Source organism: Pseudomonas sp. P39-UII1 (assembly GCF_039672635.1).
In the GTDB taxonomy this organism is placed as follows: Bacteria; Pseudomonadota; Gammaproteobacteria; order Pseudomonadales; family Pseudomonadaceae; genus Aquipseudomonas.
In genome coordinates this window covers 1-23,624 of record NZ_JBDFPP010000006.1, presented here as the reverse complement: position 1 = coordinate 23,624, position 23,624 = coordinate 1, and the positions used below count along the sequence as shown (strand labels likewise).

Below are 23,624 nucleotides of genomic sequence, written 5' to 3'. Positions count from 1 at the left end.
TCACTGGACGAAAGCTTCGCAGAAAAAGCCAAACGTGCTGCCCAGGCCCCATCGATCTATAAACCAGGAAGGTATCAAGGAACACGCCGTGGAAATCGTTCGGATCCTGCATGCAAGGCAGCAATGGCCTTGATACGAAAAAACCGCCCCGAAGGGCGGTTTTTTTCAGAAGCTAGCGCCAGCTTACAGCTGTGGACCAGCAGCCTTGATGGCGTCGGACACGTCGAACTTCTTGAAGTTTTCGGTGAACAGCTTGGCCAGGCCTTTGGCAGCTTCGTCGTAGGCCGCCTGGTCAGCCCAGGTGTTGCGCGGGTTGAGCAGTTCGGTTTCGACGCCTGGAACAACCTTCGGCACGTCCAAGTTGATGATGTCCAGGTGCTCGGTCTCTGCACCGATCAGTGCGCCGCTCTGAATGGCAGCGATCACGCCACGGGTGGTCGGGATGCTGAAGCGCTTGCCAACGCCGTAGCCACCACCGGTCCAGCCGGTGTTGACCAGGTACACCTTGGAACCAAAGCCGTTGATACGCTTGATCAGCAGCTCGGCGTACTCGCCAGCCGGGCGCGGGAAGAACGGGGCGCCGAAGCAGGTGGAGAAGGTCGACTTGATGCCGCCGCCCGAACCCATTTCGGTGGAACCGACCAGCGCGGTGTAGCCGGACAGGAAGTGGTAGGCCGCCTGCTCGTTGTTCAGGATGGAAACCGGCGGCAGAACGCCAGTCAGGTCGCAGGTCAGGAAGATCACTGCGTTAGGCTCGCCACCCAGGTTGGCTTCGGCGCGCTTGGCGACGTGCTCCAGAGGGTAGGCGGCGCGGCTGTTCTGGGTCAGGCTGACATCGGTGTAGTCGGCATGCTTGTCGGCGTCGAGAACGACGTTTTCCAGCACTGCGCCGTGCTTGATGGCTTTCCAGATGACCGGCTCGTTCTTCTCGGACAGGTCGATGCACTTGGCGTAGCAGCCGCCTTCCATGTTGAAGACAACGCCTTCGCCCCAGCCGTGCTCGTCGTCACCGATCAGGTAACGGCTTTCGTCGGCCGACAGGGTGGTCTTGCCAGTGCCGGACAGGCCGAAGAACAGAGTTACGTCGCCTTCTTCGCCGATGTTGGCAGCGCAGTGCATTGGCAGCACGTCGGCAGCCGGCAGCAGGAAGTTCTGCACCGAGAACATGGCTTTCTTCATTTCGCCGGCGTAACGCATGCCAGCGATCAGCACCTTCTTGGCCGCGAAGTTGATGATGACGCAGCCGTCGGAGTTGGTGCCGTCACGCTCAGGCTCGCACACGAAGTTGGCAACGTTGAGTACTTGCCACTGGTCGCGGCCAGCCGGGTTGAACTGCTCAGGGTTGATGAACAGGCAACGACCGAACAGGTTCTGCCAGGCAGTCTGGGTGGTCATCTTCACCGGCAGGTAGTGCTCGGCGGCCGCCCCTACGTGAACGTAGGAAACGAAGTGATCCTGGGCGTTGTTGAACGCCTCGACGCGGTCCCACAGGGCATCGAACTTGTCGGCCGGGAACTTGCGGTTGATCGGGCCCCAGGAGATGGCATCCTGGGTGGAAGGTTCTTCGACGATGAAACGGTCAGCCGGCGAACGGCCAGTACGGTGCCCAGTCTCCACGACCAGTGCGCCGGTATCGGCTAGCACGCCTTCACCGCGTTGCAGCGCTTCTTTTACCAGCTCATCGACGCTCAGGTCGGTGTACACGGTGTTGTTGGCTTGCGTCATGAGATACCCCATCCGGCCCGAGGCCGAGTGCTCCAAACGTTTTGTAGTTGTCTGTAAAAAACTACTACAGCGAAAAAAGTGGCCGGATTATGCCAGAAACGCCCAAAAAAAGTAGGCCCCTCCTGTCGTAACCGCGCTTTTGCGCAATTCGACAGGAGATTTCCCTGCAATTAAACGTTTCAGTGGCGAGTTTCTGACGCCGTGTCCGTGCCGCCACCGGCAAACAGTTGCGCCACATCGCTGGCATCGAAGAAATAGCGCTCGTTGCAGAACTGGCAATCGATCTCCACCTTGCCGCCACACTCGTCCACCAACTGCTTGGCATCGTGTTCGCCAAGACTGACAAGCGCATTGCCGGAACGTTCGCGCGAGCAGCTGCACTGGAAGCGCAGCGGCTGGATATCGAACAGGCGCACGGCATCTTCGTGATACAGGCGGTGCAGCAGGGTTTCGTTGTCCTCGGCCCACTCTTCGGCCTTGAGCGTCTTGGCGAGGGCGATCACGTGCTGCCAGCTGTCTTCACGCTCTTCTTCGTCACGCTGGCGGTCGACCGGCAGCTGCTGCAACAGCAGGCCGCGGGCCTTGCCGCCTTCGGCATTGAGCCAGAAGCGGGTGTTGGTCTGCTGGGACTGGATGAAGTAGTTGGTGAAGCATTCCGACAGGTTGGCGCCGTCGAGCTCGACAGTACCCTGATAGCGCTGGCCCTTGACCGGGTCGATGGTCAGGGTCAGGTGGCCGTCGGGCATCAACTGCGCCAGCGTCGCTTCGTCAGGGATCTGGTCCGCTTCATAACGCGCCATGCCGCGGATGGCGCGCTCGCTCGAGCACTCAACCATCAACAGCGGGATCGGCCCAGCCGAGCGCGCCTGCAGCACCAGCAAGCCGTCGAACTTCATGGCGCCAACCAGCAGCGACGTGGCGGCCATCAATTCGCCGAGCAGTGCGGCCACGGGCTGTGGGTAGGCATGACGAGCCAACACCGCGGCGTAGCTGTCATCGAGTGCCACCCACTCGCCGCGAATATCGCGGTCGTCGAAGATGAAACGTTGGGTGAAATCGGTATCTGGCAAATCGCTCATAGGTTTTGGCTATCTGAAAATGATGACAAAATGGTTACACGGGATTTCGAACACTTGCGAAAACCCATGACAGAGCGCTCACAAGGCGCTCCGATTCCCGTTGGCAATAGAGGTATTTTATGGACAATCGACCACTGTTCCAAGCAAGGTGGTCCTGGGGCCCTTTGGCAGCCTGCACATTGCTGCCTATCGCTCTACTGTGTTTCTGGTTATGGCCTTTTGGCCAGATCCTGTGCCTGACTTTCGACGAATGGCTGTTCCACAGCCTTAATGCGCCCTTGGCCGACAACACCACCTGGCGCTACATCTGGACCGTCGGCAGCCTTCGGCCCTTCGACATCGTCGTTGGCCTGATCCTGCTGGCCGTGCTGATCCGCGGTGACTGGGTGTTCAAGGCCAGCCAGGTGCGTGAGGCCTTTTTCGGCTTTCTCGTCACGCTCATCCTGTTAGTGGTGATTCGCGCGGTGTTTTCCAAGTGGGTGGATGCAATGGGCTGGCAACACGATAGCCCGTCGATGGTGTTCGACAACGTCGTCCACCTCAGCGATTACTACCCGAACCTGGAAAAAGCCTGGGAACTGAAAGACCGCTCCAGCAAGAGCTTCCCGGGCGATCACGCCTCGGTGCTGCTGATCTGGGCGCTGTTCATGAGCCTGTTCAGCCGGCGCCTGGTGCAGCATCTGGTGATCTGGGGCCTGGCGTTCCTGTTCATGCTGCCGCGCCTGGTGGCGGGTGCGCATTGGGGGCAGGATGACTACATCGGTGGTTTGCTGATGGCAGTGCTGGCACTGGGCTGGAGCTGCCATACGCCACTGGCGGCGAAGGGCAGCGCGTTGCTGCTGCGCTGCACAGCACCGTTGTTCAAGCTTGCAGCCAGGCTACCGTTGGTCGGGCGATTGGCGGTGATCCGCTAAATCATCAGGGCTGCTTTGCAGCCCATCGCCGGCAAGCCAGCTCCTACAAAATCCGCGCATGCTCAAAGAACTGCGCAGGGCGATCAGCGGTGATCCGCTAGATCGTCAGGGCTGCTCTGCAGCCCATCGCCGGCAGCGCTCAATCAAAACTGCCATGCAACTGGTGAATCTGCCGACGCTGTTTCTTGTTCGGCCGGCCATCGGTCGTCACACCCATCGCACCTGCCTTGCGCATCTCTGCGGCCTGCTCGCGGCGCTTCACACTTTCTTCGGTTTCTTCATACAACGCCTGCGCCTCAGGTGCCCCCCTGCGTACAGCAGACAGTGCCTTGACCACCACCGTGCGCTCATCGAAACCGGTGCGCAGCACGAACGCATCGCCCACCCGTGGCTCCTTGCCCGGCTTGCAGCGCTCGCCCCGACAATGCACCTTGCCACTCTCGATCGCCGCCTTGGCCAGCGCGCGAGTCTTGTAGAACCGCGCTGCCCATAGCCATTTGTCCAGGCGGACCTTGTCGTCTTCTTCGCCTTTTTGTGCCATCCCGTTACCTCGAATTCTGTCTTTCATCGAACTGTACTACCGTAACTGACGGATGCAAAAAGTCCCCGTCGTGCTTACAGTTCACCACCTTATCCCCAGGGTGTGCTTCGTGAAGACATTTGACCATCTGACTGTGATCGGCCTGCGCGAGTGGGTCGCCTTGCCCGACCTCGGTGTAGCGGGGCTGCGCGCCAAGATCGACACCGGGGCCAGCACCTCCAGCCTGCACGCCACAGAGGTGGAACCCTTCGAGCGCGACGGCGAGCCATGGGTGCGTTTTACCGCCCACCTGGGCTCGATCGTGCAACTGCGTCACCGCCGTTGCGAAGCGCCGCTGGTCACCATGAAGACCATCAAGAGCTCCAATGGCCACGCCCAGACCCGTTACGTGATCCGCACCCCGTTGGCGCTGGGCGACCGCGTGTGGCAAGTGGAATTTACCCTGGCCTGCCGCAAGAGCATGCGCTACCGCCTGTTGCTCGGTTCCAAGGCGCTTATCCATGGGCAGCTGGTGGTCAACCCGGGGCTCAAGTACGTGCAAGACAAACCGGCCTTTCCGGCCACCCTTTCCCCTGTCACAGGTGCTGCATGAAGATCGCTGTGCTGTCGCGCAATCCGCGTCTGTATTCCACCCGCCGCCTGGTCGAAGCCGGTACCCAGCGTGGCCACGAAATGGTGGTGATCGATACCCTGCGGGCCTACATGAACATTGCCAGCCACAAGCCGCAGATTCATTACCGCGGCAAGCCACTGGAAGGTTTCGATGCGGTGATTCCGCGCATTGGCGCATCGGTGACGTTCTATGGCTGCGCGGTGCTGCGCCAGTTCGAGATGATGGGCGTCTACCCGCTCAACGAGTCCGTGGCCATCGCCCGCTCCCGCGACAAGCTGCGCTCGTTGCAGCTGCTGTCACGGCGCGGCATCGGCCTGCCGATTACCGGTTTCGCCCACTCGCCAGACGACATCCCCGACCTGATCCAGATGGTCAATGGCGCACCCCTGGTGATCAAGGTGCTCGAGGGCACCCAGGGCATCGGCGTGGTGCTATGCGAGACCACCCAGGCCGCCGAGTCGGTGATCGAAGCGTTCATGGGCCTCAAGCAGAACATCATGGTTCAGGAGTACATCAAGGAGGCCGGCGGTGCCGACATTCGCTGCTTCGTGGTGGGTGACAAGGTGATTGCCTCGATGAAGCGTCAGGCCAAGCCAGGCGAGTTCCGCTCCAACTTGCATCGGGGTGGGGTCGCCAGCCTGATCAAGATCACACCTGAAGAGCGGATTACCGCCATCCGTGCAGCCAAGGTAATGGGCTTGAGCGTGGCAGGTGTAGACATCCTGCGTTCCAACCACGGCCCGCTGGTGATGGAAGTGAACTCCTCACCGGGCCTGGAAGGTATCGAAGTGACCACCAGCAAGGATGTGGCCGGGATGATCATCGAGCATCTGGAGAAGAATGGCGGGCCGAACCAGACCCGCACCAAAGGTAAAGGCTGAGGTTGACCGTGCCGGCCCCCTCGCGGCTTTAGCCGCAAAAGGGCCGGAGCAGATCACACAGCATTGCGCGGCAGCAAAAGCCCCAATGGCAACCTTACCCGCGCTTCGATCCCGCCGCCGGAGCGGTTGCGCAACTCCACATTGCCACCATGCTGCGCCGCGATCCGTTTCACGATCGCCAAGCCCAGCCCGGTGCCCTTGCCGCCCCGGGCACGGTCACCGCGGATGAACGGGTTGAAGATGGTCTCCAGCTCCGACTCGTCGATACCGGCACCCCGGTCAAGCACACTGAGCACCACATAAGGCGCGCTCTCGTCGCCCGAAACATAGGCGGCCACCTCGACCCCTTTGCCAGCGTGGTGCAGGGCATTGCCGATCAGGTTACCCAGCATGCGCTTGAGCGATACCCGACGCAGCGGGAACGGGGGGATCGGCTCGAGGCACAGGCGTACCCGCTCCTCTGGCTGGTTGTAGGGCGCCACGACCTCGCGCACCAGGTCGGCCAGGTCGACCTCCTCCACCGGTTCATCGCGGCCATCGCGGATGAAGGCCAGGAACTGGTCGAGAATGGCGTCCATGTCCTCGATATCGCGGACCATGTCATCGCTCAGCTCGTTGTCGCTGTCGAGCAATGACAAGGACAGGCGCAGGCGTGTCAGCGGCGTACGCAGGTCATGGGACACACCGGCCAGCATCAGCTCGCGCTCACGCCCGGCCTGCTCGACATCCTCGGCCATCTGGTTGAAGGCACGGTACACCTCGGCCATTTCGCTCGGCGTATCACTGATCGGCAGCCGCACGCTGCGCCCCTGGCCCAACTGGCGGGCAGCGAACACCAGGCGCTTGAGCGGCTGGTTGAGCTGGCGCACGAAGATCCACGCCGAGGCGGTCGACAGCAGGCCGATGGCCAGGAACCAGCCAAGCACGTTCCAGATCTTCTGGCCACGCAGCGGGTGCGGGTACAAAGGGACTTTCAGCCAACCTGGGCCCAGGCTTGGCGCGTTGACCCACAACGCCGGCGGCGCATGGATGCGCAAGCGCACCTCGGTGTCTTCACCCAGCTCGGCCTGCATCTGCCGCTGATAGATTTCGCTGTAAGGCCAGTGCTGCTCGCCTTCCGGCACACCAGAACCGGTCACGCGGATCAGGCCTGCGGCTTCGGCAATCTTGTCGCGGTTTTCCTCATCGGCTGCCCAATAGGCACGCAGCGTCAGCGCTACACCGTGGCTGTACTGCCGATCGACCAATACGTCCTCGTTCATCAGCAGGTAGACCAGGGTCAACGCCTTGGAGAACAGCACGACGATCAGCACCAGCCACAACGTGCGGGCGAAGAAGCTTTGCGGGAACCAGAGCGGCGTTTTCATCGACGGTGTGGGTTCATTTTCCGGCGTTTCCGTCCGGCACGAAGACGTAACCTACGCCCCACACAGTCTGGATATACCGTGGCTTGGAAGGGTCCGGTTCGATCATGCGGCGCAGGCGCGAAATCTGTACGTCGATGGAGCGCTCCAAGGCATCCCACTCACGGCCACGGGCCAGGTTCATCAGCTTGTCGCGGGTGAGCGGTTCGCGCGCGTGCATGACCAGCGCCTTGAGCACGGCGAACTCACCGGTGGTCAGCATGTGCACTTCTTCACCGCGCTTGAGCTCGCGGGTAGCCAGCGACAGCTCGTAATCGCCGAAGGTGACCGACTCGTCCTCGCTGCCCGGGGCGCCCGGCACGCTCGGTGCCTGCCGGCGCAGCACGGCCTTGACCCGCGCCATCAGCTCGTCCGGGTTGAACGGTTTGCCCAGGTAATCGTCAGCGCCCAGCTCCAGCCCCTTGATGCGGCTGAGTTCGTCGCCCTTGGCGGTGAGCATGATGATCGGGATCTGGTTGTTCGACTGGCGGAGGCGCTTGCACGCGGACAGGCCATCTTCACCCGGCAGCATCAGGTCGAGCACCACCAGGTTGAACACTTCGCGCTGCAGCAGGCGGTCCATCTGTTCGGTATTGGGCACCGCACGGGCACGGTACCCCTTGCTGGTGAAGAAACGTTCCAGCAGGCTGCTGAGCCCCGGATCGTCGTCGACGATGAGAATCTTGTCACCTTCAGCGTTGTTTGGGGTGCCGGTCATGAATAACTCCTCTGATATCGCCGCGCATTATGGCGTAGCCATTGCCACGCGTGCCGTGAGCATTGTTAGCAGATTTTTCCCCCGGCGCCAGTTCCCGGCCTGCTCAACTGGCCTGGCGCCATCACCGCAAGCCGTCCTCGATGGGTATAATGCGCGGCTTTCATCCAGCGCCGCCGGGCGAAACACGCGCCTTGCAGCCCCCGTATTCACAAATGTCAGGTGGTTTACATGGACAGCATCAACAGCCGTATCGCCGAGGAACTGGGCGTACGCCCGCAGCAGGTCGAGGCGGCCGTGGGCCTGTTGGACGAAGGCTCGACCGTGCCCTTCATCGCCCGTTACCGCAAGGAAGTGACCGGCAGCCTGGACGACACCCAGCTGCGCCACCTGGAAGAGCGCCTGCGCTACCTGCGCGAACTCGATGAGCGCCGCGCCAGCATCCTGTCCAGCATCGAGGAACAGGGCAAACTGACCCCGGAGCTGGCCCGCGAGATCAAGCTGGCCGATACCAAGACCCGCCTCGAAGACCTCTACCTGCCGTACAAGCAGAAGCGCCGTACCAAGGGCCAGATTGCCCTGGAAGCCGGCCTCGGCGAGCTGGCCGATGGCTTGTTCAACGACCCGCAACTCACCCCGGAAAGCGAAGCCGCGCGGTTCGTCGACGCCGAAAAAGGCGTGGCCGACGTCAAGGCAGCGCTGGAAGGTGCCAAGTACATCCTCATGGAGCGCTTCGCCGAAGACGCCGCCCTGCTCGACAAGCTGCGCAACTTCCTCAAGCAGGAAGCAGTGCTCAGCGCCCGCTTAGTAGCCGGCAAGGAAGAAGAAGGCGCGAAGTTCCGCGATTACTTCGCCCACGACGAACTGCTGCGCAACTGCCCGTCGCACCGCGCCCTGGCGATCTTCCGTGGCCGCAACGAAGGCGTGCTGAGCGCATCGCTGAAGGTCGGCGAAGAGCTGCCGGGCACCCTGCACCCGTGCGAAGTGATGATCGCCGGCCACTTCGGCGTGGAAAACCGCAACCGCCCGGCTGACAAGTGGCTGGGCGAAGTGGTGCGCTGGACCTGGAAGGTCAAGCTGTACACCCACCTCGAAACCGACCTGTTCGGCGAGCTGCGTGACAACGCCGAAGGCGAGGCGATCAACGTCTTCGCCCACAACCTGCACGACTTGCTGCTGGCCGCCCCGGCCGGCCCGCGTGCCACCCTGGGCTTCGACCCGGGCCTGCGTACCGGCTGCAAGGTGGCGGTGGTGGATGCCACCGGCAAGCTGCTGGACACGGCCACGGTGTACCCGCACGCCCCACGCAACGACTGGGACCGCACCCTCTCGGTCCTCGCCGCCCTGTGTGCCAAGCATTCGGTCGAGCTGATCGCCATCGGCAACGGCACCGCCAGCCGTGAAAGCGACAAGCTGATCGCCGAATTGGTTAAAAAATACCCAGCACTGAAGATCACCAAGATCATGGTCTCCGAAGCCGGTGCTTCGGTGTACTCCGCATCGGAACTGGCGGCCCGGGAATTCCCCGACCTGGACGTGTCGATCCGTGGCGCCGTGTCGATTGCCCGCCGCCTGCAGGACCCGCTGGCCGAACTGGTGAAGATCGACCCGAAATCCATCGGTGTCGGCCAGTACCAGCATGACGTGTCCCAGCTCAAGCTGGCGCGCGGCCTCGACGCCGTGGTCGAGGACTGCGTGAACGCCGTGGGCGTCGACGTCAACACCGCTTCCGTGGCGCTGCTGACCCGCATCTCCGGCCTCAACGCGACCCTGGCGCAGAACATCGTCGCCCACCGCGACGCCAACGGCCCGTTCGCCACCCGCGCAGCGCTGAAGAAAGTCAGCCGCCTGGGCGAGAAAACCTTCGAACAGGCCGCAGGCTTCCTGCGCGTGATGAACGGCGACAACCCGCTGGACGCCTCGGCCGTTCACCCTGAGGCTTACCCGCTGGTGCAGCGCATTGCGGCCGACACCGACCGCGATATCCGTTCGCTGATCGGCGACAGTGCCTTCCTCAAACGCCTCGACCCGAAGAAATTCACCGACGAGAGCTTCGGCCTGCCGACCGTCACCGACATTCTGCAAGAGCTGGACAAACCTGGCCGCGACCCTCGCCCCGAGTTCAAGACCGCTACCTTCCAGGACGGCGTCGAAGACCTCAAGGACCTGGAGCCCGGCATGATCCTCGAAGGCGTGGTCACCAACGTCACCAACTTCGGTGCCTTCGTCGACATCGGCGTACACCAGGACGGCCTGGTGCACATCTCGGCGCTGTCGGAGAAGTTCATCAAAGACCCGCGCGAAGCGGTCAAGGCCGGTGACGTGGTCAAGGTCAAGGTCATGGAAGTGGACATCCCGCGCAAACGCGTGGGCCTGTCCATGCGCATGAGCGACACCCCGGGCGAGAAGGTCGAAGGCAACCGTGGCGGCAACCGCGGCAACGGCGGCAACCGCCAGCAGCAGGCGCCGCGCCAGCGTGAAACCGCGACCGCCGCCCCAGCCAACAATGCCATGGCTTCGCTGTTCGCCAACGCCAAACAGCTGAAGAAGAAGTGATGGAAATCCCCCAAGAGCTGGTGCAAAGCGCCTACAGCCAGCTCCTCGGCTGCCGCGTGCAACGCCTGGACACAGGCGTTGCCGAGGTTGCCCTGGCGCTCGAGCCACACCTGCGCAACCGCGGCCAGAAGCTGCACGGTGGGGCCATCTTCAGCCTGGTGGACATCGCCATGGGCTTGGCCTGCTCGGCCAGCCATGGCTTCGACCAGCAGAGCGTGACCATCGAATGCAAGATCAACTACATGCGCGCCGTCAGTGACGGCGAGGTCGTGTGCACGGCCCGCGTGCTGCATGCCGGGCGCCGCACTCTGGTGGTCGACGCCGACGTAGTCCAAGGCGACAAGCTGGTGGCAAAAGCGCAGGGAACCTTCGCCGTTCTCTAGCTCACCAAGCGGTATCTGCGGTATTTTTCGGCAGTGCGCTGGCACTGCCGAAACCGCGTAAACCAGGCGACAACGCCAGTTCCTTTCTTCCTACCCTTGTAGACCGTCAACTCTACCCCCATATTGGGGCGACTGATGCGTGAAGGAATCCATCTTGAGCGACCTCCTCAACCGCCGCCTGAGCCTGCTCGGCGCCAATCTCCCCCTGCTCAAGCAGTGCCTGCACGGTATTGAGCGCGAATGCCTGCGCGTGACCCATGAAGGTCGCCTGGCCCAGACCCCGCATCCTGAGGCCTTGGGTTCGGCGCTGACCAACGAGCAGATCACTACCGACTATTCCGAGTCGCTGCTGGAGTTCATCACCCCAGCCTTGCCCGACCCGGCCAAGGTGCTCGAAAGCCTCGAGCAGACCCACCGTTTCGTCTACAGCAAGCTGGGCGACGAATACCTGTGGAGCCCGTCGATGCCGTGCACGCTGCCGGCCGAGGAAGATATTCCGATCGCCGAATACGGCACCTCGAACATCGGCAAGCTCAAGCACGTCTACCGCAAGGGCCTGGCCCTGCGTTACGGCCGCACCATGCAGTGCATCGCCGGTATCCACTACAACTTCTCGTTGCCAGAGGCACTGTGGCCACTGCTGCGCGAAGCCGAAGGCAGCACTGAAGACGACCGCGACTTCCAGTCTTCGGCCTACATTGCCCTGATCCGCAACTTCCGCCGTTACAGCTGGCTGCTGATGTACCTGTTCGGTGCCTCGCCGGCGCTGGACAAGGGCTTCCTGCGGGGCCGCCCGCACCAGCTCGAAGAACTGGACGCCGACACCCTGTACCTGCCGTACGCCACCAGCCTGCGCATGAGTGACCTGGGTTACCAGAGCAACGCCCAGGCCGGCCTCACGCCCTGCTACAACAACCTGGCCAGCTATACCGACAGCCTGCGCAAGGCCGTTGGCACGCCCTACCCGCCCTATGTTGAAGTCGGCACGCACGTGGATGGCGAATGGGTGCAACTGAACACCAACATTCTGCAGATCGAAAACGAGTACTACTCGAACATCCGCCCCAAGCGCGTCACCTACACCGGCGAGCGGCCGATCCAGGCCCTGACCTCGCGCGGCGTGCAGTATGTCGAGGTGCGCTGCCTGGACATCAACCCGTTCCTGCCGGTGGGCATCGACCTGACCGAAGCGCGCTTCCTCGATGCGTTCCTGCTGCTCTGCGCGCTGGACGACAGCCCGCAACTGGACAACGGCGAATGCGGCCAGTGCACCGACAACTTCCTGACCGTGGTCAAGGAAGGCCGTCGCCCTGGCCTGGAACTGCACCGTAACGGCCAGCCGATCGAGCTGAAAGTGTGGGCCACCGAGTTGCTCGGCCGCATCGGCCAACTGGCAGAGTTGCTCGACCTTGCGCAAGGGGGTGACGAACACGCCAAGGCCCTGGAAGCGCAGCAGGCCAAGGTCGATGACGCCTCGCTGACGCCATCGGCCCAGGTGCTGGCACGCATGGCCGAGCACGACGAAAGCTTCATCGAGTTCTCCCTGCGCCAAAGCCAGAACCACGCCGAGACCTTCCGTGAGCAGCCACTGCCCGCCGAGCGCCAACAGGCCTTCGAAACCCTCGCGCGCAACTCGCTGGCCGAACAGTCGCGCCTCGAGCAGCAAGAAGTCGGCGACTTCGACCTGTTCGTCGGCGCCTACCAGGCCAGCATCCTGGCGATCAGCAACTGATGAGCCGCACCGCCTCCCCGCGCAAGCCCCGCGCCAGCAGCCAGGCCAGGATCGAAGCGATCCTGGCGGCAGCGCGCGAGTTGTTGGCCGAGCAAGGGGTGGCGGCGTTGTCTATCTACAGCGTGGCTGAGCGGGCGCAGATCCCGCCTTCGTCGGTGTACCACTTCTTCGCCAGCGTGCCAGCATTGCTCGAAGCGTTGACCGCCGATGTGCATCGGGCCTTTCGCGAAGCACTCAGTGCCCCCATCGACAGCGCTGCGTTCAGCACCTGGCACCAACTGTCACGGCTGATCGAGCAGCGCATGCTCGACATCTACAACGAGGACGCCGCGGCGCGCCAACTGATCCTTGCCCAGCATGGCCTGAGCGAAGTGGTGCAAGCTGACCGTCAGCACGACATGGAGCTGGGCGAGCTGATGCACCGGCTGTTCGACCAGCATTTCCAGCTGCCGACGATGCCGGCCGATGTGGATGTGTTCGCCTTGGCCATGGAGCTGAGCGATCGGGTGTATGCCCGCTCGATACAGCTGCACGAACAGATCACCCCGCGCATGGCCGAGGAAGGCATGCGGGTATTCGAAGCCTATCTGGGGCTCTACCTGCCGCCGTTCCTGGGTAAACGCCACACAGGCTGAACAAGCAATATCTAACGCAGTTCGCCTTGGGTCGAACGTTGAAATGGGCGCTCCTCTCCAGCACTCAGCCCAACGTGGATCACGACCATGCCCCAATCGCTCGACTCGTCAGCCGACACGACGCCCATTCACCTGGACGACTTCCCCACCCCCCTGCCCCTGCCAACTACCCCTTGGATAATCGCCGGGCGCGGCAATGCCCTGGGCGAGGCCGACCTGCGACGACGCCAGGCGGTCCAGGCACTGAACAGCCTGTTCGAACAGGCGCCGTCGCTGGCTTCGACCGGGCACGCCAGCTACTGGGACGCACGCATCCCCGGGCAGTCGATAGCACGCAGAGCTTTTGCCGAGAAACAGCTGCACGCGCATTTCCAGAGCGCGCTGGAACTCAACTACGGGTTGGACCGAATCGCAGACAAAGCCTGGAACCTGGGCCAGCTGGGCAGCGACAGCCAGTACGCGCAACTGCACTGGGATCAACCGGGCGTACCAATAGGCGCATGCCCCACTGCACTGTTGATCACACCCGTGGGCAATGACGACCCCTGGCTGCTGTACCGGCCAGACGCCCACAATCCGGTCCGTGCCTTCCACAGCGAAGCGGCCCTGCTGCAGTGGGCCCACGAGCATCGGGACCGCCTGTGGCCTTCCCCACCCGCCGCGCTGGCCAGCGACAGCGACAGCTCGTTCATTACCGTCATCGCGCTCGCGGGTGATGGCGTCGCCGGCCTGCTGAGCAGCGTGCTGGACCACGCGCAGCCAGCCGGCCAGAGCATGCAATTGCACGTCGAGCTGCCTGACGCCTTGAGCGAGGAACTGGCAGCCCTGGTCAGTGCCGATGAAGCGTTGGCGGACGACGAGGTGCATTTCGACTCGCTCGACGAGCGCTTACCGCTAGGCTGGCGCAAGCAGCGCATCGACCGCCAGGAGCAACTGCTGGCTGCCTATCTGGGTGACGACTCTGGGCCCGGCTCTGCACGCTTGGATGAACTGCAGGCGCACCAGGCGAAGCTGGACGCACTGGACAATGACCTGCAACAGCTGCTGGGCGCAGTGCCCGAAAATTCCACTAGCGAAGCCTGGGGGCAAACCGACGGTGAGGCCAGCAGGTTCGAGCGCCTCAGCCAGCACTTTGCCAACACCTTGCTGCTGGAAGCCGCATTCCAGCAATGCCTGGGCGACCTGAGCGAGCCGCACCTGCAATGGGTTCGACAACTGGTAGAGCGGCCCGAGCCAAGCCTTGCGCGACAAGTCGTTCCCTGTGCACTGAAACTACGGGTAGGAACTCGCACCTGGGCACTGACCGGCTTCATCACGCTCAGGGCAATACACGAAGGCACAGTGGAAGACGCAGACACTGCGGTGCTGCTCTACAAACCTGGGTACGACGGTGGCCTGACCTGCTACACAGACCAAGCCCAGCTTACCGAGCGGCTGCTCAACACATTGCAAGGCGCCTGGCCAGAAGTGCTGCTGGAAAGCGCCTGGCCACAGGACATCGATGCGCTCCTTGCGCTGATCGACAGCGGCGAGCACACGCCGGCCCTGATCAGCGAACCCATCACCAGCCACGTTTTCGATTACCTGGCCTCAACCCACCTGGCCCTGCTGACCCAGGCCGGGCCCGCCTCGCAGCTGCAACTGCGATGGAAACTGGGCGCAAGCAACAACGCCGCCAGAACCCAAGCGTTCGAACGCTTGGCCGAGCGTAACCGCACCGCAAACCTGCATGCCCAGTTGCATTCACTGAGCCACCTTGATGCGTCCCACCGCCAAGCACTGGCGGCACAGTTCGAGGCCTTGCGCGCCAGCATGCTGGCTTCGAGCCGTTTGCTGGCCATGGACCTGCCTGAGCGCGGGCAGTTCGTACGCAACCTGATGAACAGCCACCTGCGCCAATCGCTCAATCTGACAACGGTACCCCGAATTACTCTGGACATCGCTGACCGAACCGGCAAGCAACGTATTCCGCTGCCGGAGTCCGGTGTCGCCAATGCCTACAAAGAGGTCATTACGTTCAGTAAAGAACGCAGCCTCGTGCCCCTCGAGCAACTTCTGCTGTGGGCATTGAACGACGACCTGACCTTGCGCCTTGCCAACGCAAATATCCTGATCGACGACGCTACGGCGACGCCTGCCCTGCAGCAAACGCTCAACCACAGCTACATCGCCAATCTGGTGAAGACGCTGAATGTGGCAGGCGCCTACGAACAGCAGATACTCGACACCTTCAAGGGCACTGTGGGCGAATCCGAATGGCAAGCGCAACTTCGTCAGGAAACGCTCCGCGCGCCCTTCGAGCACCAGTTGAAGATCCTGCTGATGAGCCGGCCCGGAACCCTGGATGCAGACGGCATGCATGTCTTCGAGCTGTTCTGCCGCGAACAGCAGGACCCCACCCTTACCCGCACCATCGCGCACCACGCACTCGACCTGCGGCCCGGCGTAGCTGCGGACGGTAGCAGCGACCGCGAGACGCTGTCTGGCATTTTCCTGCTCAAACCGTTGAGCGGACCCTGCCTGTTGTTGCTGCCAGACGCACCCAACGGCAAAGTCATCACCCAGCACGAAGACAGCGCGCATGCATGCCAGGCGCTGGAGGAGATGGCCATCGACGAGGCCATGCGCACCTACCTTGCCAACCTCCCGCTGGAAGGCAAACCACAAGCGCGCCTGTCCTATATCAATCAGGCGCTGCTCAAACCACCATTCACTGGGTTCATCGGCGTAGGCAATGCCCGTTCTGAGCCAATCGCCCAGGTGCGGGCCAACCTGCAGATGGGCCGGCTCATCTTCGAGCACCGCGCCTCGTCGCGCAGCCAGGTCGACCTGTATCTGGAAAACGAAGCGATCCGGCATGGCCGGGTATACGACTACATCAAGCTGGCGCTGGGCTTCCTGCCCGGGATAGGTGCCGGAGTTGCCCTGTACGATGGCTGGAACGCCGCCAACGCGAGTGTGGAGGCGTTTCTGCGAGGTGACCCCGGTGAGGGGGTCGAGCACTTGAACAGCGTGTTCCTGTCATTGGTGGATGCGCTCTTCGATGTGGTGCCCGCCGCAGCTTTATCCAGTTCATCCACTGCGCTGGCACGCACGCGCACCCACGTGCGCCAGCGCCTGGACGGATTGCGACCTACCACCGTGACACGCCGGGGGCGCACCGACCCCTTCAGCGGCTATGAAACCGAAGCGCCCCCGGGCCGCTGGCACGAGCATGCCGAGGGCCACGGCAAAGGTGTCTACCGCCATGCCGAGACCGGAGACGACTTCATCGTCCGCCAGGGGCGGTATTATCAAGTCGAGTGGGACGCCACCTATCGCACCTGGCGCCTCAAAGGCGGCGCAGCACGCAGCTACAAGCAGCCTGTAAAACTCGACGAGTTGGGCACCTGGCAGCCCCACGGTAGCCTGAGCGGGCGTATCGTCGACGGCGGGCTGGCCGGTGGCGGGGCCTACCTGGGCAGGCTGTACCGGCAGGGCTGGCAGCACCTGCGCGGCTACCTTGGCCGCCAACCTGAGCTGGCCTCGCCCACGCAAGTGGTACAGGAGATCAACAATGGCCTTCAGGCCCACCAAGCACAGCTGATCAAAAAAATCTCGGCCTTGAACACCGCGCGCGGCGTTGGCCCCAATGGGCCTCAAGGCACCCCTGCGCCCCGGGCGACTATCAACCGTGCGCTGCAGGAGTCTGCCGAGGAACTGGAGGCATTTGTCACATTTCATGAACAAAGCCTGGAAAAGCTGCACAGGATCAGGCCAGCGCTGGGCCGCGCTTACCAAGGCATGCACAACCAGCTGGCCTTCAACCTGGGCAGGCAGCACCCCACGCTGATCAAGCAGCTCAAGCTGCGAATGAATGAAGACTTCATTCTGGCAAGGCAGCTTGAGCAGGCGCTGGACGCGTCCCCGGACAACGCGCTTGAGCAACTGCGGCAGATACAGCGAGTGAAGGACCGTCTCTGCCATACGCTCAGCAAGCTCGAAGACCAATTCCATCGGGTGCCCCGGGTCAAGCAGAAACTGCGCGGCAGCGAACTCACCGTCTACGAGCAATCACTCGAAAAACTGCAGATGCCAGTGGACCCGAACGCGTATCGGACCGTGCGGCTTTCCATCGAAGTGGCCAGCATCGTCAAGGTGCCGAGCCAGCGAAGCTACGATTTCCTCTTGATGCTGCGCCAGGTAAACCAGGAAATCAGCCACCTGCGAAGCGCGTTATTCAGCCACCACGACCTACCCAGCGCAGGCCTCAGCCGCGCCGAGACACACCGCTTCCTCCGTCAGCTCAAAGACCGCTATCAGCGCTTTGACAACCACATGACCAGTTGGCATGACGACTTCCCTGACTACATCACGGCGCAGGGCACACAGCGAATGCACGCGGCCATGAGCCAACTGATCGCCGAAGCCGAGGCAGGGGTCCAGGCCTCCGCGCCGACCGGGCGAATGCCAACCCCCTCCCGCGGGCCAAGCAGGCCCCGCCTGTTCGAAACCGTGGACCAGCAACTGTTGATAGGCCGTGAAGTCACCCTGGACGGCCAGCCGCAGATGCAACTTGGCAACAGGCTGAACGAGGAAACACACCTCACCTTCGCCCGCACCGCCGATAACCGGTGGCAACCTAGCACCGCGCAGCCCGCATCACCGGCAGCCGATCTTACGGTGCTGGAGGCCAGCGCCAGTAAGCGATTGGCTGAGGTAGCTGCGCAGCAAGCCAAGCTCCAGCAGTACAAGGCGTTGAACATGACGCCTGCCAGCCTGCAAGACCTGGCCGATGGTTACGCCACGACGCTGGAGGAGCTGGCGCAGAGCATCGTCCGCCGGGGTGAGGACGCATTGACCGAGGCGCAGCGCCAGCTCCCCGGTAGCCTGAGAACCGCTGCCAATGAGATGCGCAGGGCGGGCAGGCAATTACGCATCGATCAGGTCAAAACGACGCAGCGCCCTGAGCCTGGTCATCTGGATTACCTGCAAAGCCAAGGTGAGGTGCGGATCGTTTGGTCACGGGTGCTGGAGCCGGCCAGGAACAGGCAGGGGCAGGCTTTGGAGTATCTGGAGGAATACCGGATCGACGATGCGGCCACCAACAGCCCTCTCTGGTATGCGCACTTCCACTTCAAGCGCAGGCCAGCACAAGGCTTTACACGACTAGAGGCCGGTCACATCAAGCTTGCCGAGCAACGCAACCTGGGCGCAGGCGCCTGGCGCGGCGCCCTCACGGAAAGCCAGGCCAACAACCTCTTTAGCGGACTGCGGCCCGCTCAGCCCTAAAGGGTAAGGGCCGCCTGGCGGCCCGATCGCGGTCAAGGCCCGCGACTGGGTCGCCCAGCGCCGCCATGGCCATTACAGCTTGGCGATGGACACTTCGGTGGATTTGACGAACGCAATCACTTCACTGCCCACTTGCAGCTCCAGCTCTTTGACCGAGCGGGTGGTGATGACCGAGGTCACGATACCGGAGGCGGTCTGTACGTCGATTTCCGACAGTACCGGGCCTTCGAGGATTTCTTTCACGGTGCCTTTGAACTGGTTGCGGACGTTGATCGCTTTGATAGTCATGGCTTGATTCCTTCTCTTTGGCTTCAGTCTGGTAAGTGAGTTTTTCAGTGCGCCCAACGCAATTGCGTGGGCAGAGGGGCTACAGGGTCCGGCTCGGGCGCAGTACCCGGTACCGACAGAACACGGTTGAGCACTTCGCTTTCCAGCGCAGCCAGGCGGTGCGAACCACGCGCCCTTGGCCGCGCCAGGTCAACAGTGAGGTCGAGCCCGACCTCACCGTCTTCGATCAGGATCACCCGGTCAGCCACGGCAACCGCCTCGCTGACGTCGTGGGTGACCAGCAACACGGTGAAACCGTGCTGACGCCAGAGGCGTTCGATCAGTTGCTGCATCTCGATCCGGGTCAGCGCATCGAGGGCACCCAGTGGCTCATCGAGCAGCAACAGGCGTGGCTGGTGGATCAGTGCCCGGGCCAGCGCTACGCGCTGCTTCTGGCCGCCGGAGAGTGCCGCCGGCCACTCATTGGCGCGGTCAGCCAGGCCAACCGCCTCCAACGCATCCAGCGCACGCGGGCGCCAGTTGCCAGCCAGGCCCAGGCCGACGTTGTCGATCACCTTTTTCCACGGCAGCAGCCGGGCGTCCTGGAACATCAGCCGCGTTTCCTCGCGGGCTTCGACCAATGGCGCAGCACCTGCCAGCAGTTCACCGGCGCTGGGCTGGTCGAGCCCAGCCAGCAAGCGCAGCAAGGTGCTCTTGCCGCAGCCACTGCGGCCAACGATGGCGACGAACTGGCCGGCGGGGATGTGCAGGTCGATGCCCTTGAGCACTTCACGCTGGCCAAAGGTCTTGCGCAGGCCATTGGATGCCAGAGGGATGCCACGCAGCAGGCGTGGCGGTTGTTCCTTGAGCACGGTCATGCGCCCTCCTTCCTGGCAACTTGATAAGCCGGGTGCCAGCGCAGCCAGACGCGCTCCAGGCCGCGGGCGGCGAGGTCGGCGAGCTTGCCCAGCACGGCGTACAGAACGATGGCCAGAACCACCACATCGGTTTGCAGGAACTCACGGGCATTCATCGCCAGGTAACCGATACCGGCATTGGCCGAAATGGTCTCTGCCACGATCAAGGTCAGCCACATGAAGCCCAAGGCAAAGCGCACGCCCACCAGAATCGAGGGCAATGCACCTGGCAGGATCACCTGGCGGAACAGGCCGAACCCGGACAGGCCATAGCTGCGCGCCATTTCCACCAAGGCAGGGTCGACGTTGCGAATGCCGTGGTAGGTGTTCAGGTAGATCGGGAACAACGTGCCCAGCGCAACCAGGAAAATCTTCGCCGACTCGTCGATACCGAACCACAGGATCACCAGCGGGATCAGCGCCAGGTGCGGCACGTTACGGATCATCTGCACCGAGCTGTCGAGCAGGCGCTCGCCCCAGTTCGACAGGCCAGTGATGAAGCCCAGCACCAGGCCGATGCTGCCGCCGATCACGAAGCCCAGGCCGGCACGCCAGCCACTGATGGCCAGGTGGGTCCAGATTTCGCCGCTGCGCACCAGCTCGACGCCGGCAGCCACCACTGCGCTAGGCGCCGGCAGGATGCGCGTGGACAGCCAGCCAGCGCTGACCGCCAGCTGCCAGGCTGCCAGCAGCAGCAACGGCAGCGCCCATGGCGCAAGGCGCTGGGTCAGGGTGGAGGAAGTTGCACGACTCATGGCCCGCTCCTCAGCTCTGCGACACGGACTTGGGCAGGATATCGTTGGCCACCATCTCGCCGAACGGGCTCACGTAACCACCGGTTTTCGGTTGCTCCGGGCGCTGCACGTCGAGGTGCGGGAACAGCAGTTCGGCGACGCGGTAGGACTCTTCCAGGTGTGGGTAACCGGAGAAGATGAAGGTATCGATGCCCAGGTCCGCGTACTCCTTGACCCGTGCCGCGACGGTCGGGCCATCGCCGACCAGCGCGGTACCGGCGCCGCCACGTACCAGGCCGACACCCGCCCACAGGTTGGGGCTGACTTCCAGGTTGTCACGGTTGCCGCCGTGCAGGGCGGCCATGCGCTGCTGACCCACCGAGTCGAAGCGCGCCAACGAGGCCTGGGCACGGGCGATGGTCTCATCGTCCAGGTGCGAGATCAGGCGATCAGCGGCTGCCCAGGCTTCTTCGTTGGTTTCACGCACGATCACGTGCAGGCGGATACCGAAGCGCACTTCGCGCCCTTGTGCGGCGGCTTTTTCGCGCACCTGGGCGATCTTCTCGGCAACGGCTGCGGGTGGCTCACCCCAGGTCAGGTACAGCTCGACCTGCTCGGCGGCCAGGTCCTGAGCGGCTTCGGACGAGCCGCCGAAATACAGTGGCGGACGGGGCTGCTGGATCGGCGGGTAGAGCAGTTTGGCGCCCTTCACCTGAATGTGCTTGCCGTCGTAATCGACGTTTTCACCTTCCAGCACCTTGCGCCAGATACGGGTGAACTCCACCGAGGCTTCGTAGCGTTCCTGGTGATTGAGGTGCAGGCCGTCACCGGCCAGCTCGTCCGGGTCGCCACCGGTTACCAGGTTGAACAGCGCACGGCCGTTTGACAGACGGTCCAGGGTAGCGGCCTGGCGGGCCGCCACGGTCGGCGAAATGATGCCTGGGCGCAGGGCCACCAGGAATTTCAGATGCTGGGTCACGGGGATCAGCGACGCTGCCACCAGCCAGGAATCCTCGCAGGAACGCCCGGTAGGGATCAGTACCCCACCAAACCCGAGGCGGTCGGCGGCCTGAGCGATCTGCTGCAGGTAACCGTGGTCGACCGCACGGGCGCCGTCGGAAGTGCCCAGGTACTTGCCGTCACCGTGGGTTGGCAGGAACCAGAAAATATTAAGGCTCATTGGAGTTGTCTCCTCAAGGGTGGCTCAAACCGGGGCGGTGCCCCGGCACAGGCGAATCAATCAAGGCGCGCTAGCGACCTTGGCCGGGGGTGTCCAGATCACGTCCTTGATGCTCAGTGGCTTGGGTATCAGCTTGAGCGCCTGGAAGGTGTCGGCGATTTTCTGCTGTGCAGCCACTACCTCTGGGGTCAACGGCGCAGCACCATAGCCTTGGCGTTTGACCGAGGTGAGGGTGATGTCGGCAGGCAGGCCGAGCAGCGGCGCTACCTGGTCGGTGACTTGCTGCGGGTTGGCCTGGGACCACTCGCCCACGGCACGCACTTCTTCGATCAGGGTGTTGATCACTGCCGGGTGCTGCGTCGCGTAGTTGCGGGTGGCCAGGTAGAACTGGTGGTTGTCGACCAGGTTCTTGCCGTCACGCAGGGTGCGCGCCTGCAGTTGCTGTTCGGCGGCGGCCTGGTAAGGGTCCCAGATCACCCAGGCATCGACGCTGCCACGCTCGAAGGCAGCGCGGGCATCGGACGGGGGCAGGTAGACCGGCTGAATATCGCTGTACTTGAGGCCGGCGTCTTCCAGGGCGCGGACCAGCAGGTAGTGAACGTTCGAGCCTTTGTTGAGGGCGACTTTCTTGCCTTTGAGTTCTTTCACCGACTGGATGGCCGAGCCCTTCGGCACCAGGATCGCTTCGCTGTGCGGCGCTGGCGGCTCGTAGGCGACATAGAGCAGGTCGGCGCCAGCAGCCTGAGCGAACACCGGCGGGGTCTCGCCGGTAACGCCAAAGTCGATGGAGCCGACGTTCAGGCCTTCAAGCAGCTGCGGGCCACCGGGGAATTCTGTCCACTGCACCTGGATGCCCTGCTCGGCCAGGCGCTTCTCCAGCGTGCCCTTGGCCTTGAGCAGCACCAGGGTGCCGTATTTCTGATAACCGATACGCAGGCTTTCGGCCTGGGCTTGGGTAATGGCGCCGAAGGACACAGCCGCCGCAAACAGGGCGACCAGACCGCGACGCAAGAAGACTGTGCGCATGGCGCTCTCCTGTGCGAATGAGGTTCGGGTTGCACCTGCTTGCCTCGTTGACGGGCGAGTAAGGTGGATGACGCGATAAAGCCGTTGTTACCGGTTCAGATGCTCCAGCGGGCACTGATCAGGCGTTCGTTGAGTACGCCGGGTTCCACGGGGCGCGGCCGGCGGGCCAGGGCTACGTGGAACGTTTCCAGCGAGTCCTGCAGGCGCTCTTCCAGAGCGGGTACCAACTGTGCCGGCCTGGCGCCTTCTCCGTAGGCGATCTGGCTGTCGTCGGCGAAGATCCCTTGCAGGGTCTCTTGCGCCTTGAGTGCCGACAGCACCGGTTTTAACGCGTAATCCACCGCCAGCATGTGGGCGATGCTGCCGCCGGTGGCGATTGGCAGCACGATCTTGTGAGCCAGGGCGCGTTCGGGCAGCAGGTCGAGCAAGGTCTTCAGCGCACCGGCGAACGACGCCTTGTACACCGGGGTGGCAACGATCAGGCCATCGGCCTGGGCAACCAGTTGCTGGAAGTGCTGCACCTGCGGGCTGTCGAAGCGTGCATGCAGCAGGTCCTCGGCAGGAAAGTCTCGTACCTGGAAAGTCACCACCTCGACGCCACGGTCCTGCAGCCACTGGCGCGAGCGCTCGAGCAGCACGCCGGAGCGTGAACGTTGACTTGGGCTACCACCGATTGAGACGACCAGCATTGAAGCGCTTCCTTGTGTTCTGTTGGAGGTGACATTAACAGCTGCTATATATATCTAGAAATCATATTTTTTCATTTGTTTATTCCATTTTTATCTTTACCTGTGAAGGCCTGTTCGCGGGTGAGCCCGTTCCCACAGGTACTGCGCGAACGCGCAGAGAACACAGCCCGCGAGCGCGCCGGGCGGCTTCAGCCGCGAAGCAGGCGCTGCGGTGGATGGCACCGGCTTCGCCGGTGTTCGCGGCTGAAGCCGCTCCTTGTATCTCGACTTTCGCCTCCCAAGAGGCGAAAGTTCTCGACTGATCATCGAGGGAAGGTCTTGAAGCGGAGCCGCTCCTAGGGCATCGAGCCCGTACTGTAGATG

General features: G+C 63.0%; 19 protein-coding genes. 8 read left to right on the top strand and 11 right to left on the bottom strand.

What is annotated here, in order from left to right; genetic code table 11:
* Nucleotides 1–183: 183 nt before the first annotated feature.
* Both ABEH27_RS10385 and hslO read right to left on the bottom strand, forming a co-directional pair.
* Entirely contained in the window at nucleotides 184–1,725 is a 1,542-nt protein-coding gene (locus tag ABEH27_RS10385; RefSeq protein WP_346613502.1) for a phosphoenolpyruvate carboxykinase, read from the bottom strand.
* A 179-nt stretch (nucleotides 1,726–1,904) separates the two neighbouring features.
* Nucleotides 1,905–2,804 carry an Hsp33 family molecular chaperone HslO gene (gene hslO / locus ABEH27_RS10380; RefSeq protein ID WP_346613501.1) on the bottom strand — a complete coding sequence of 300 codons (900 nt, stop codon included), beginning with the start codon at nucleotides 2,802–2,804 and terminating at the stop codon, nucleotides 1,905–1,907.
* Nucleotides 2,805–2,923: 119 nt separating this feature from the next.
* Here hslO and ABEH27_RS10375 point away from each other — a divergent pair, with 119 nt between their 5' ends.
* Nucleotides 2,924–3,718 carry a phosphatase PAP2 family protein gene (locus ABEH27_RS10375; RefSeq protein ID WP_346613500.1) on the top strand — a complete coding sequence of 265 codons (795 nt, stop codon included), beginning with the start codon at nucleotides 2,924–2,926 and terminating at the stop codon, nucleotides 3,716–3,718.
* Nucleotides 3,719–3,857: 139 nt separating this feature from the next.
* Here the strand turns inward: ABEH27_RS10375 and ABEH27_RS10370 are convergent, their stop codons facing one another.
* Nucleotides 3,858–4,259 (bottom strand): S4 domain-containing protein, encoded by a 402-nt coding sequence (locus tag ABEH27_RS10370; RefSeq protein WP_346613499.1) that lies wholly within the window; start codon nucleotides 4,257–4,259, stop codon nucleotides 3,858–3,860.
* A 109-nt stretch (nucleotides 4,260–4,368) separates the two neighbouring features.
* Between ABEH27_RS10370 and ABEH27_RS10365 the strand changes: the two genes are divergently transcribed.
* Both ABEH27_RS10365 and rimK read left to right on the top strand, forming a co-directional pair.
* A complete protein-coding gene (locus tag ABEH27_RS10365) occupies nucleotides 4,369–4,851 on the top strand; it encodes an ATP-dependent zinc protease (RefSeq protein WP_346613498.1) in 483 nt (160 codons plus the stop codon).
* The gene (gene rimK, locus ABEH27_RS10360; RefSeq protein WP_119137413.1) at nucleotides 4,848–5,753 is read left to right on the top strand and encodes a 30S ribosomal protein S6--L-glutamate ligase; all 906 of its coding nucleotides are present in this window, start codon (nucleotides 4,848–4,850) and stop codon (nucleotides 5,751–5,753) included. The genes ABEH27_RS10365 and rimK overlap by 4 nt, the downstream gene beginning before the upstream one ends.
* Before the next feature lie 53 nt (nucleotides 5,754–5,806).
* Here the strand turns inward: rimK and ABEH27_RS10355 are convergent, their stop codons facing one another.
* Both ABEH27_RS10355 and ompR read right to left on the bottom strand, forming a co-directional pair.
* The gene (locus ABEH27_RS10355) at nucleotides 5,807–7,120 is read right to left on the bottom strand and encodes an ATP-binding protein (protein WP_346613497.1); all 1,314 of its coding nucleotides are present in this window, start codon (nucleotides 7,118–7,120) and stop codon (nucleotides 5,807–5,809) included.
* 13 nt (nucleotides 7,121–7,133) lie between these two features.
* Nucleotides 7,134–7,874, bottom strand: a complete 741-nt coding sequence (gene ompR / locus ABEH27_RS10350; protein ID WP_346613496.1) for a two-component system response regulator OmpR — start codon at nucleotides 7,872–7,874, stop codon at nucleotides 7,134–7,136.
* A gap of 228 nt (nucleotides 7,875–8,102) precedes the next feature.
* Here ompR and ABEH27_RS10345 point away from each other — a divergent pair, with 228 nt between their 5' ends.
* The 5 genes from ABEH27_RS10345 to ABEH27_RS10325 all read left to right on the top strand — a co-directional run bounded on the left by ABEH27_RS10345 (nucleotide 8,103) and on the right by ABEH27_RS10325 (nucleotide 18,448).
* The gene (locus ABEH27_RS10345) at nucleotides 8,103–10,427 is read left to right on the top strand and encodes a Tex family protein (RefSeq protein ID WP_346613495.1); all 2,325 of its coding nucleotides are present in this window, start codon (nucleotides 8,103–8,105) and stop codon (nucleotides 10,425–10,427) included.
* Nucleotides 10,427–10,810 (top strand): PaaI family thioesterase, encoded by a 384-nt coding sequence (locus ABEH27_RS10340; protein ID WP_346613494.1) that lies wholly within the window; start codon nucleotides 10,427–10,429, stop codon nucleotides 10,808–10,810. Before ABEH27_RS10345 ends, ABEH27_RS10340 begins: the two co-directional genes overlap by 1 nt.
* A 154-nt stretch (nucleotides 10,811–10,964) precedes the next feature.
* Entirely contained in the window at nucleotides 10,965–12,542 is a 1,578-nt protein-coding gene (gene gshA, locus ABEH27_RS10335) for a glutamate--cysteine ligase (RefSeq protein ID WP_346613493.1), read from the top strand.
* The gene (locus ABEH27_RS10330; protein WP_346613492.1) at nucleotides 12,542–13,177 is read left to right on the top strand and encodes a TetR/AcrR family transcriptional regulator; all 636 of its coding nucleotides are present in this window, start codon (nucleotides 12,542–12,544) and stop codon (nucleotides 13,175–13,177) included. Before gshA ends, ABEH27_RS10330 begins: the two co-directional genes overlap by 1 nt.
* 87 nt (nucleotides 13,178–13,264) lie before the next feature.
* Entirely contained in the window at nucleotides 13,265–18,448 is a 5,184-nt protein-coding gene (locus tag ABEH27_RS10325; RefSeq protein ID WP_346613491.1) for a DUF6543 domain-containing protein, read from the top strand.
* Between the two features lie 72 nt (nucleotides 18,449–18,520).
* Here the strand turns inward: ABEH27_RS10325 and ABEH27_RS10320 are convergent, their stop codons facing one another.
* From ABEH27_RS10320 to ssuE, 6 genes are all read right to left on the bottom strand, one after another.
* On the bottom strand, nucleotides 18,521–18,736 hold the full coding sequence (locus ABEH27_RS10320) for a molybdopterin-binding protein (RefSeq protein WP_008095172.1): 216 nt from the start codon (nucleotides 18,734–18,736) through the stop codon (nucleotides 18,521–18,523).
* 44 nt (nucleotides 18,737–18,780) lie between these two features.
* On the bottom strand, nucleotides 18,781–19,593 hold the full coding sequence (ssuB, locus tag ABEH27_RS10315) for an aliphatic sulfonates ABC transporter ATP-binding protein (RefSeq protein ID WP_346613490.1): 813 nt from the start codon (nucleotides 19,591–19,593) through the stop codon (nucleotides 18,781–18,783).
* Complete coding sequence (gene ssuC, locus ABEH27_RS10310) at nucleotides 19,590–20,387, bottom strand: aliphatic sulfonate ABC transporter permease SsuC (protein ID WP_346613489.1); 798 nt, start codon at nucleotides 20,385–20,387, stop codon at nucleotides 19,590–19,592. Before ssuC ends, ssuB begins: the two co-directional genes overlap by 4 nt.
* Before the next feature lie 10 nt (nucleotides 20,388–20,397).
* Entirely contained in the window at nucleotides 20,398–21,546 is a 1,149-nt protein-coding gene (gene ssuD / locus ABEH27_RS10305; protein ID WP_346613488.1) for an FMNH2-dependent alkanesulfonate monooxygenase, read from the bottom strand.
* A 60-nt stretch (nucleotides 21,547–21,606) separates the two neighbouring features.
* Nucleotides 21,607–22,572, bottom strand: a complete 966-nt coding sequence (locus ABEH27_RS10300; protein ID WP_346613487.1) for a sulfonate ABC transporter substrate-binding protein — start codon at nucleotides 22,570–22,572, stop codon at nucleotides 21,607–21,609.
* A gap of 95 nt (nucleotides 22,573–22,667) precedes the next feature.
* Nucleotides 22,668–23,261, bottom strand: a complete 594-nt coding sequence (ssuE, locus tag ABEH27_RS10295) for an NADPH-dependent FMN reductase (RefSeq protein WP_346613486.1) — start codon at nucleotides 23,259–23,261, stop codon at nucleotides 22,668–22,670.
* Nucleotides 23,262–23,624 lie beyond the last annotated feature (363 nt).

Bases quoted from the DNA above. Each gene is read 5' to 3' on its own strand.
- ABEH27_RS10385 (WP_346613502.1), bottom strand. From the start codon at position 1,725: ATGACGCAAGCCAACAACACCGTGTACACCGACCTGAGCGTCGATGAG.
- hslO (WP_346613501.1), bottom strand. From the start codon at position 2,804: ATGAGCGATTTGCCAGATACCGATTTCACCCAACGTTTCATCTTCGAC.
- ABEH27_RS10375 (WP_346613500.1), top strand. From the start codon at position 2,924: ATGGACAATCGACCACTGTTCCAAGCAAGGTGGTCCTGGGGCCCTTTG.
- ABEH27_RS10370 (WP_346613499.1), bottom strand. From the start codon at position 4,259: ATGGCACAAAAAGGCGAAGAAGACGACAAGGTCCGCCTGGACAAATGG.
- rimK (WP_119137413.1), top strand. From the start codon at position 4,848: ATGAAGATCGCTGTGCTGTCGCGCAATCCGCGTCTGTATTCCACCCGC.
- ABEH27_RS10355 (WP_346613497.1), bottom strand. From the start codon at position 7,120: ATGAAAACGCCGCTCTGGTTCCCGCAAAGCTTCTTCGCCCGCACGTTG.
- ompR (WP_346613496.1), bottom strand. From the start codon at position 7,874: ATGACCGGCACCCCAAACAACGCTGAAGGTGACAAGATTCTCATCGTC.
- ABEH27_RS10345 (WP_346613495.1), top strand. From the start codon at position 8,103: ATGGACAGCATCAACAGCCGTATCGCCGAGGAACTGGGCGTACGCCCG.
- ABEH27_RS10340 (WP_346613494.1), top strand. From the start codon at position 10,427: ATGGAAATCCCCCAAGAGCTGGTGCAAAGCGCCTACAGCCAGCTCCTC.
- ABEH27_RS10330 (WP_346613492.1), top strand. From the start codon at position 12,542: ATGAGCCGCACCGCCTCCCCGCGCAAGCCCCGCGCCAGCAGCCAGGCC.
- ABEH27_RS10325 (WP_346613491.1), top strand. From the start codon at position 13,265: ATGCCCCAATCGCTCGACTCGTCAGCCGACACGACGCCCATTCACCTG.
- ABEH27_RS10320 (WP_008095172.1), bottom strand. From the start codon at position 18,736: ATGACTATCAAAGCGATCAACGTCCGCAACCAGTTCAAAGGCACCGTG.
- ssuB (WP_346613490.1), bottom strand. From the start codon at position 19,593: ATGACCGTGCTCAAGGAACAACCGCCACGCCTGCTGCGTGGCATCCCT.
- ssuC (WP_346613489.1), bottom strand. From the start codon at position 20,387: ATGAGTCGTGCAACTTCCTCCACCCTGACCCAGCGCCTTGCGCCATGG.
- ssuD (WP_346613488.1), bottom strand. From the start codon at position 21,546: ATGAGCCTTAATATTTTCTGGTTCCTGCCAACCCACGGTGACGGCAAG.
- ABEH27_RS10300 (WP_346613487.1), bottom strand. From the start codon at position 22,572: ATGCGCACAGTCTTCTTGCGTCGCGGTCTGGTCGCCCTGTTTGCGGCG.
- ssuE (WP_346613486.1), bottom strand. From the start codon at position 23,261: ATGCTGGTCGTCTCAATCGGTGGTAGCCCAAGTCAACGTTCACGCTCC.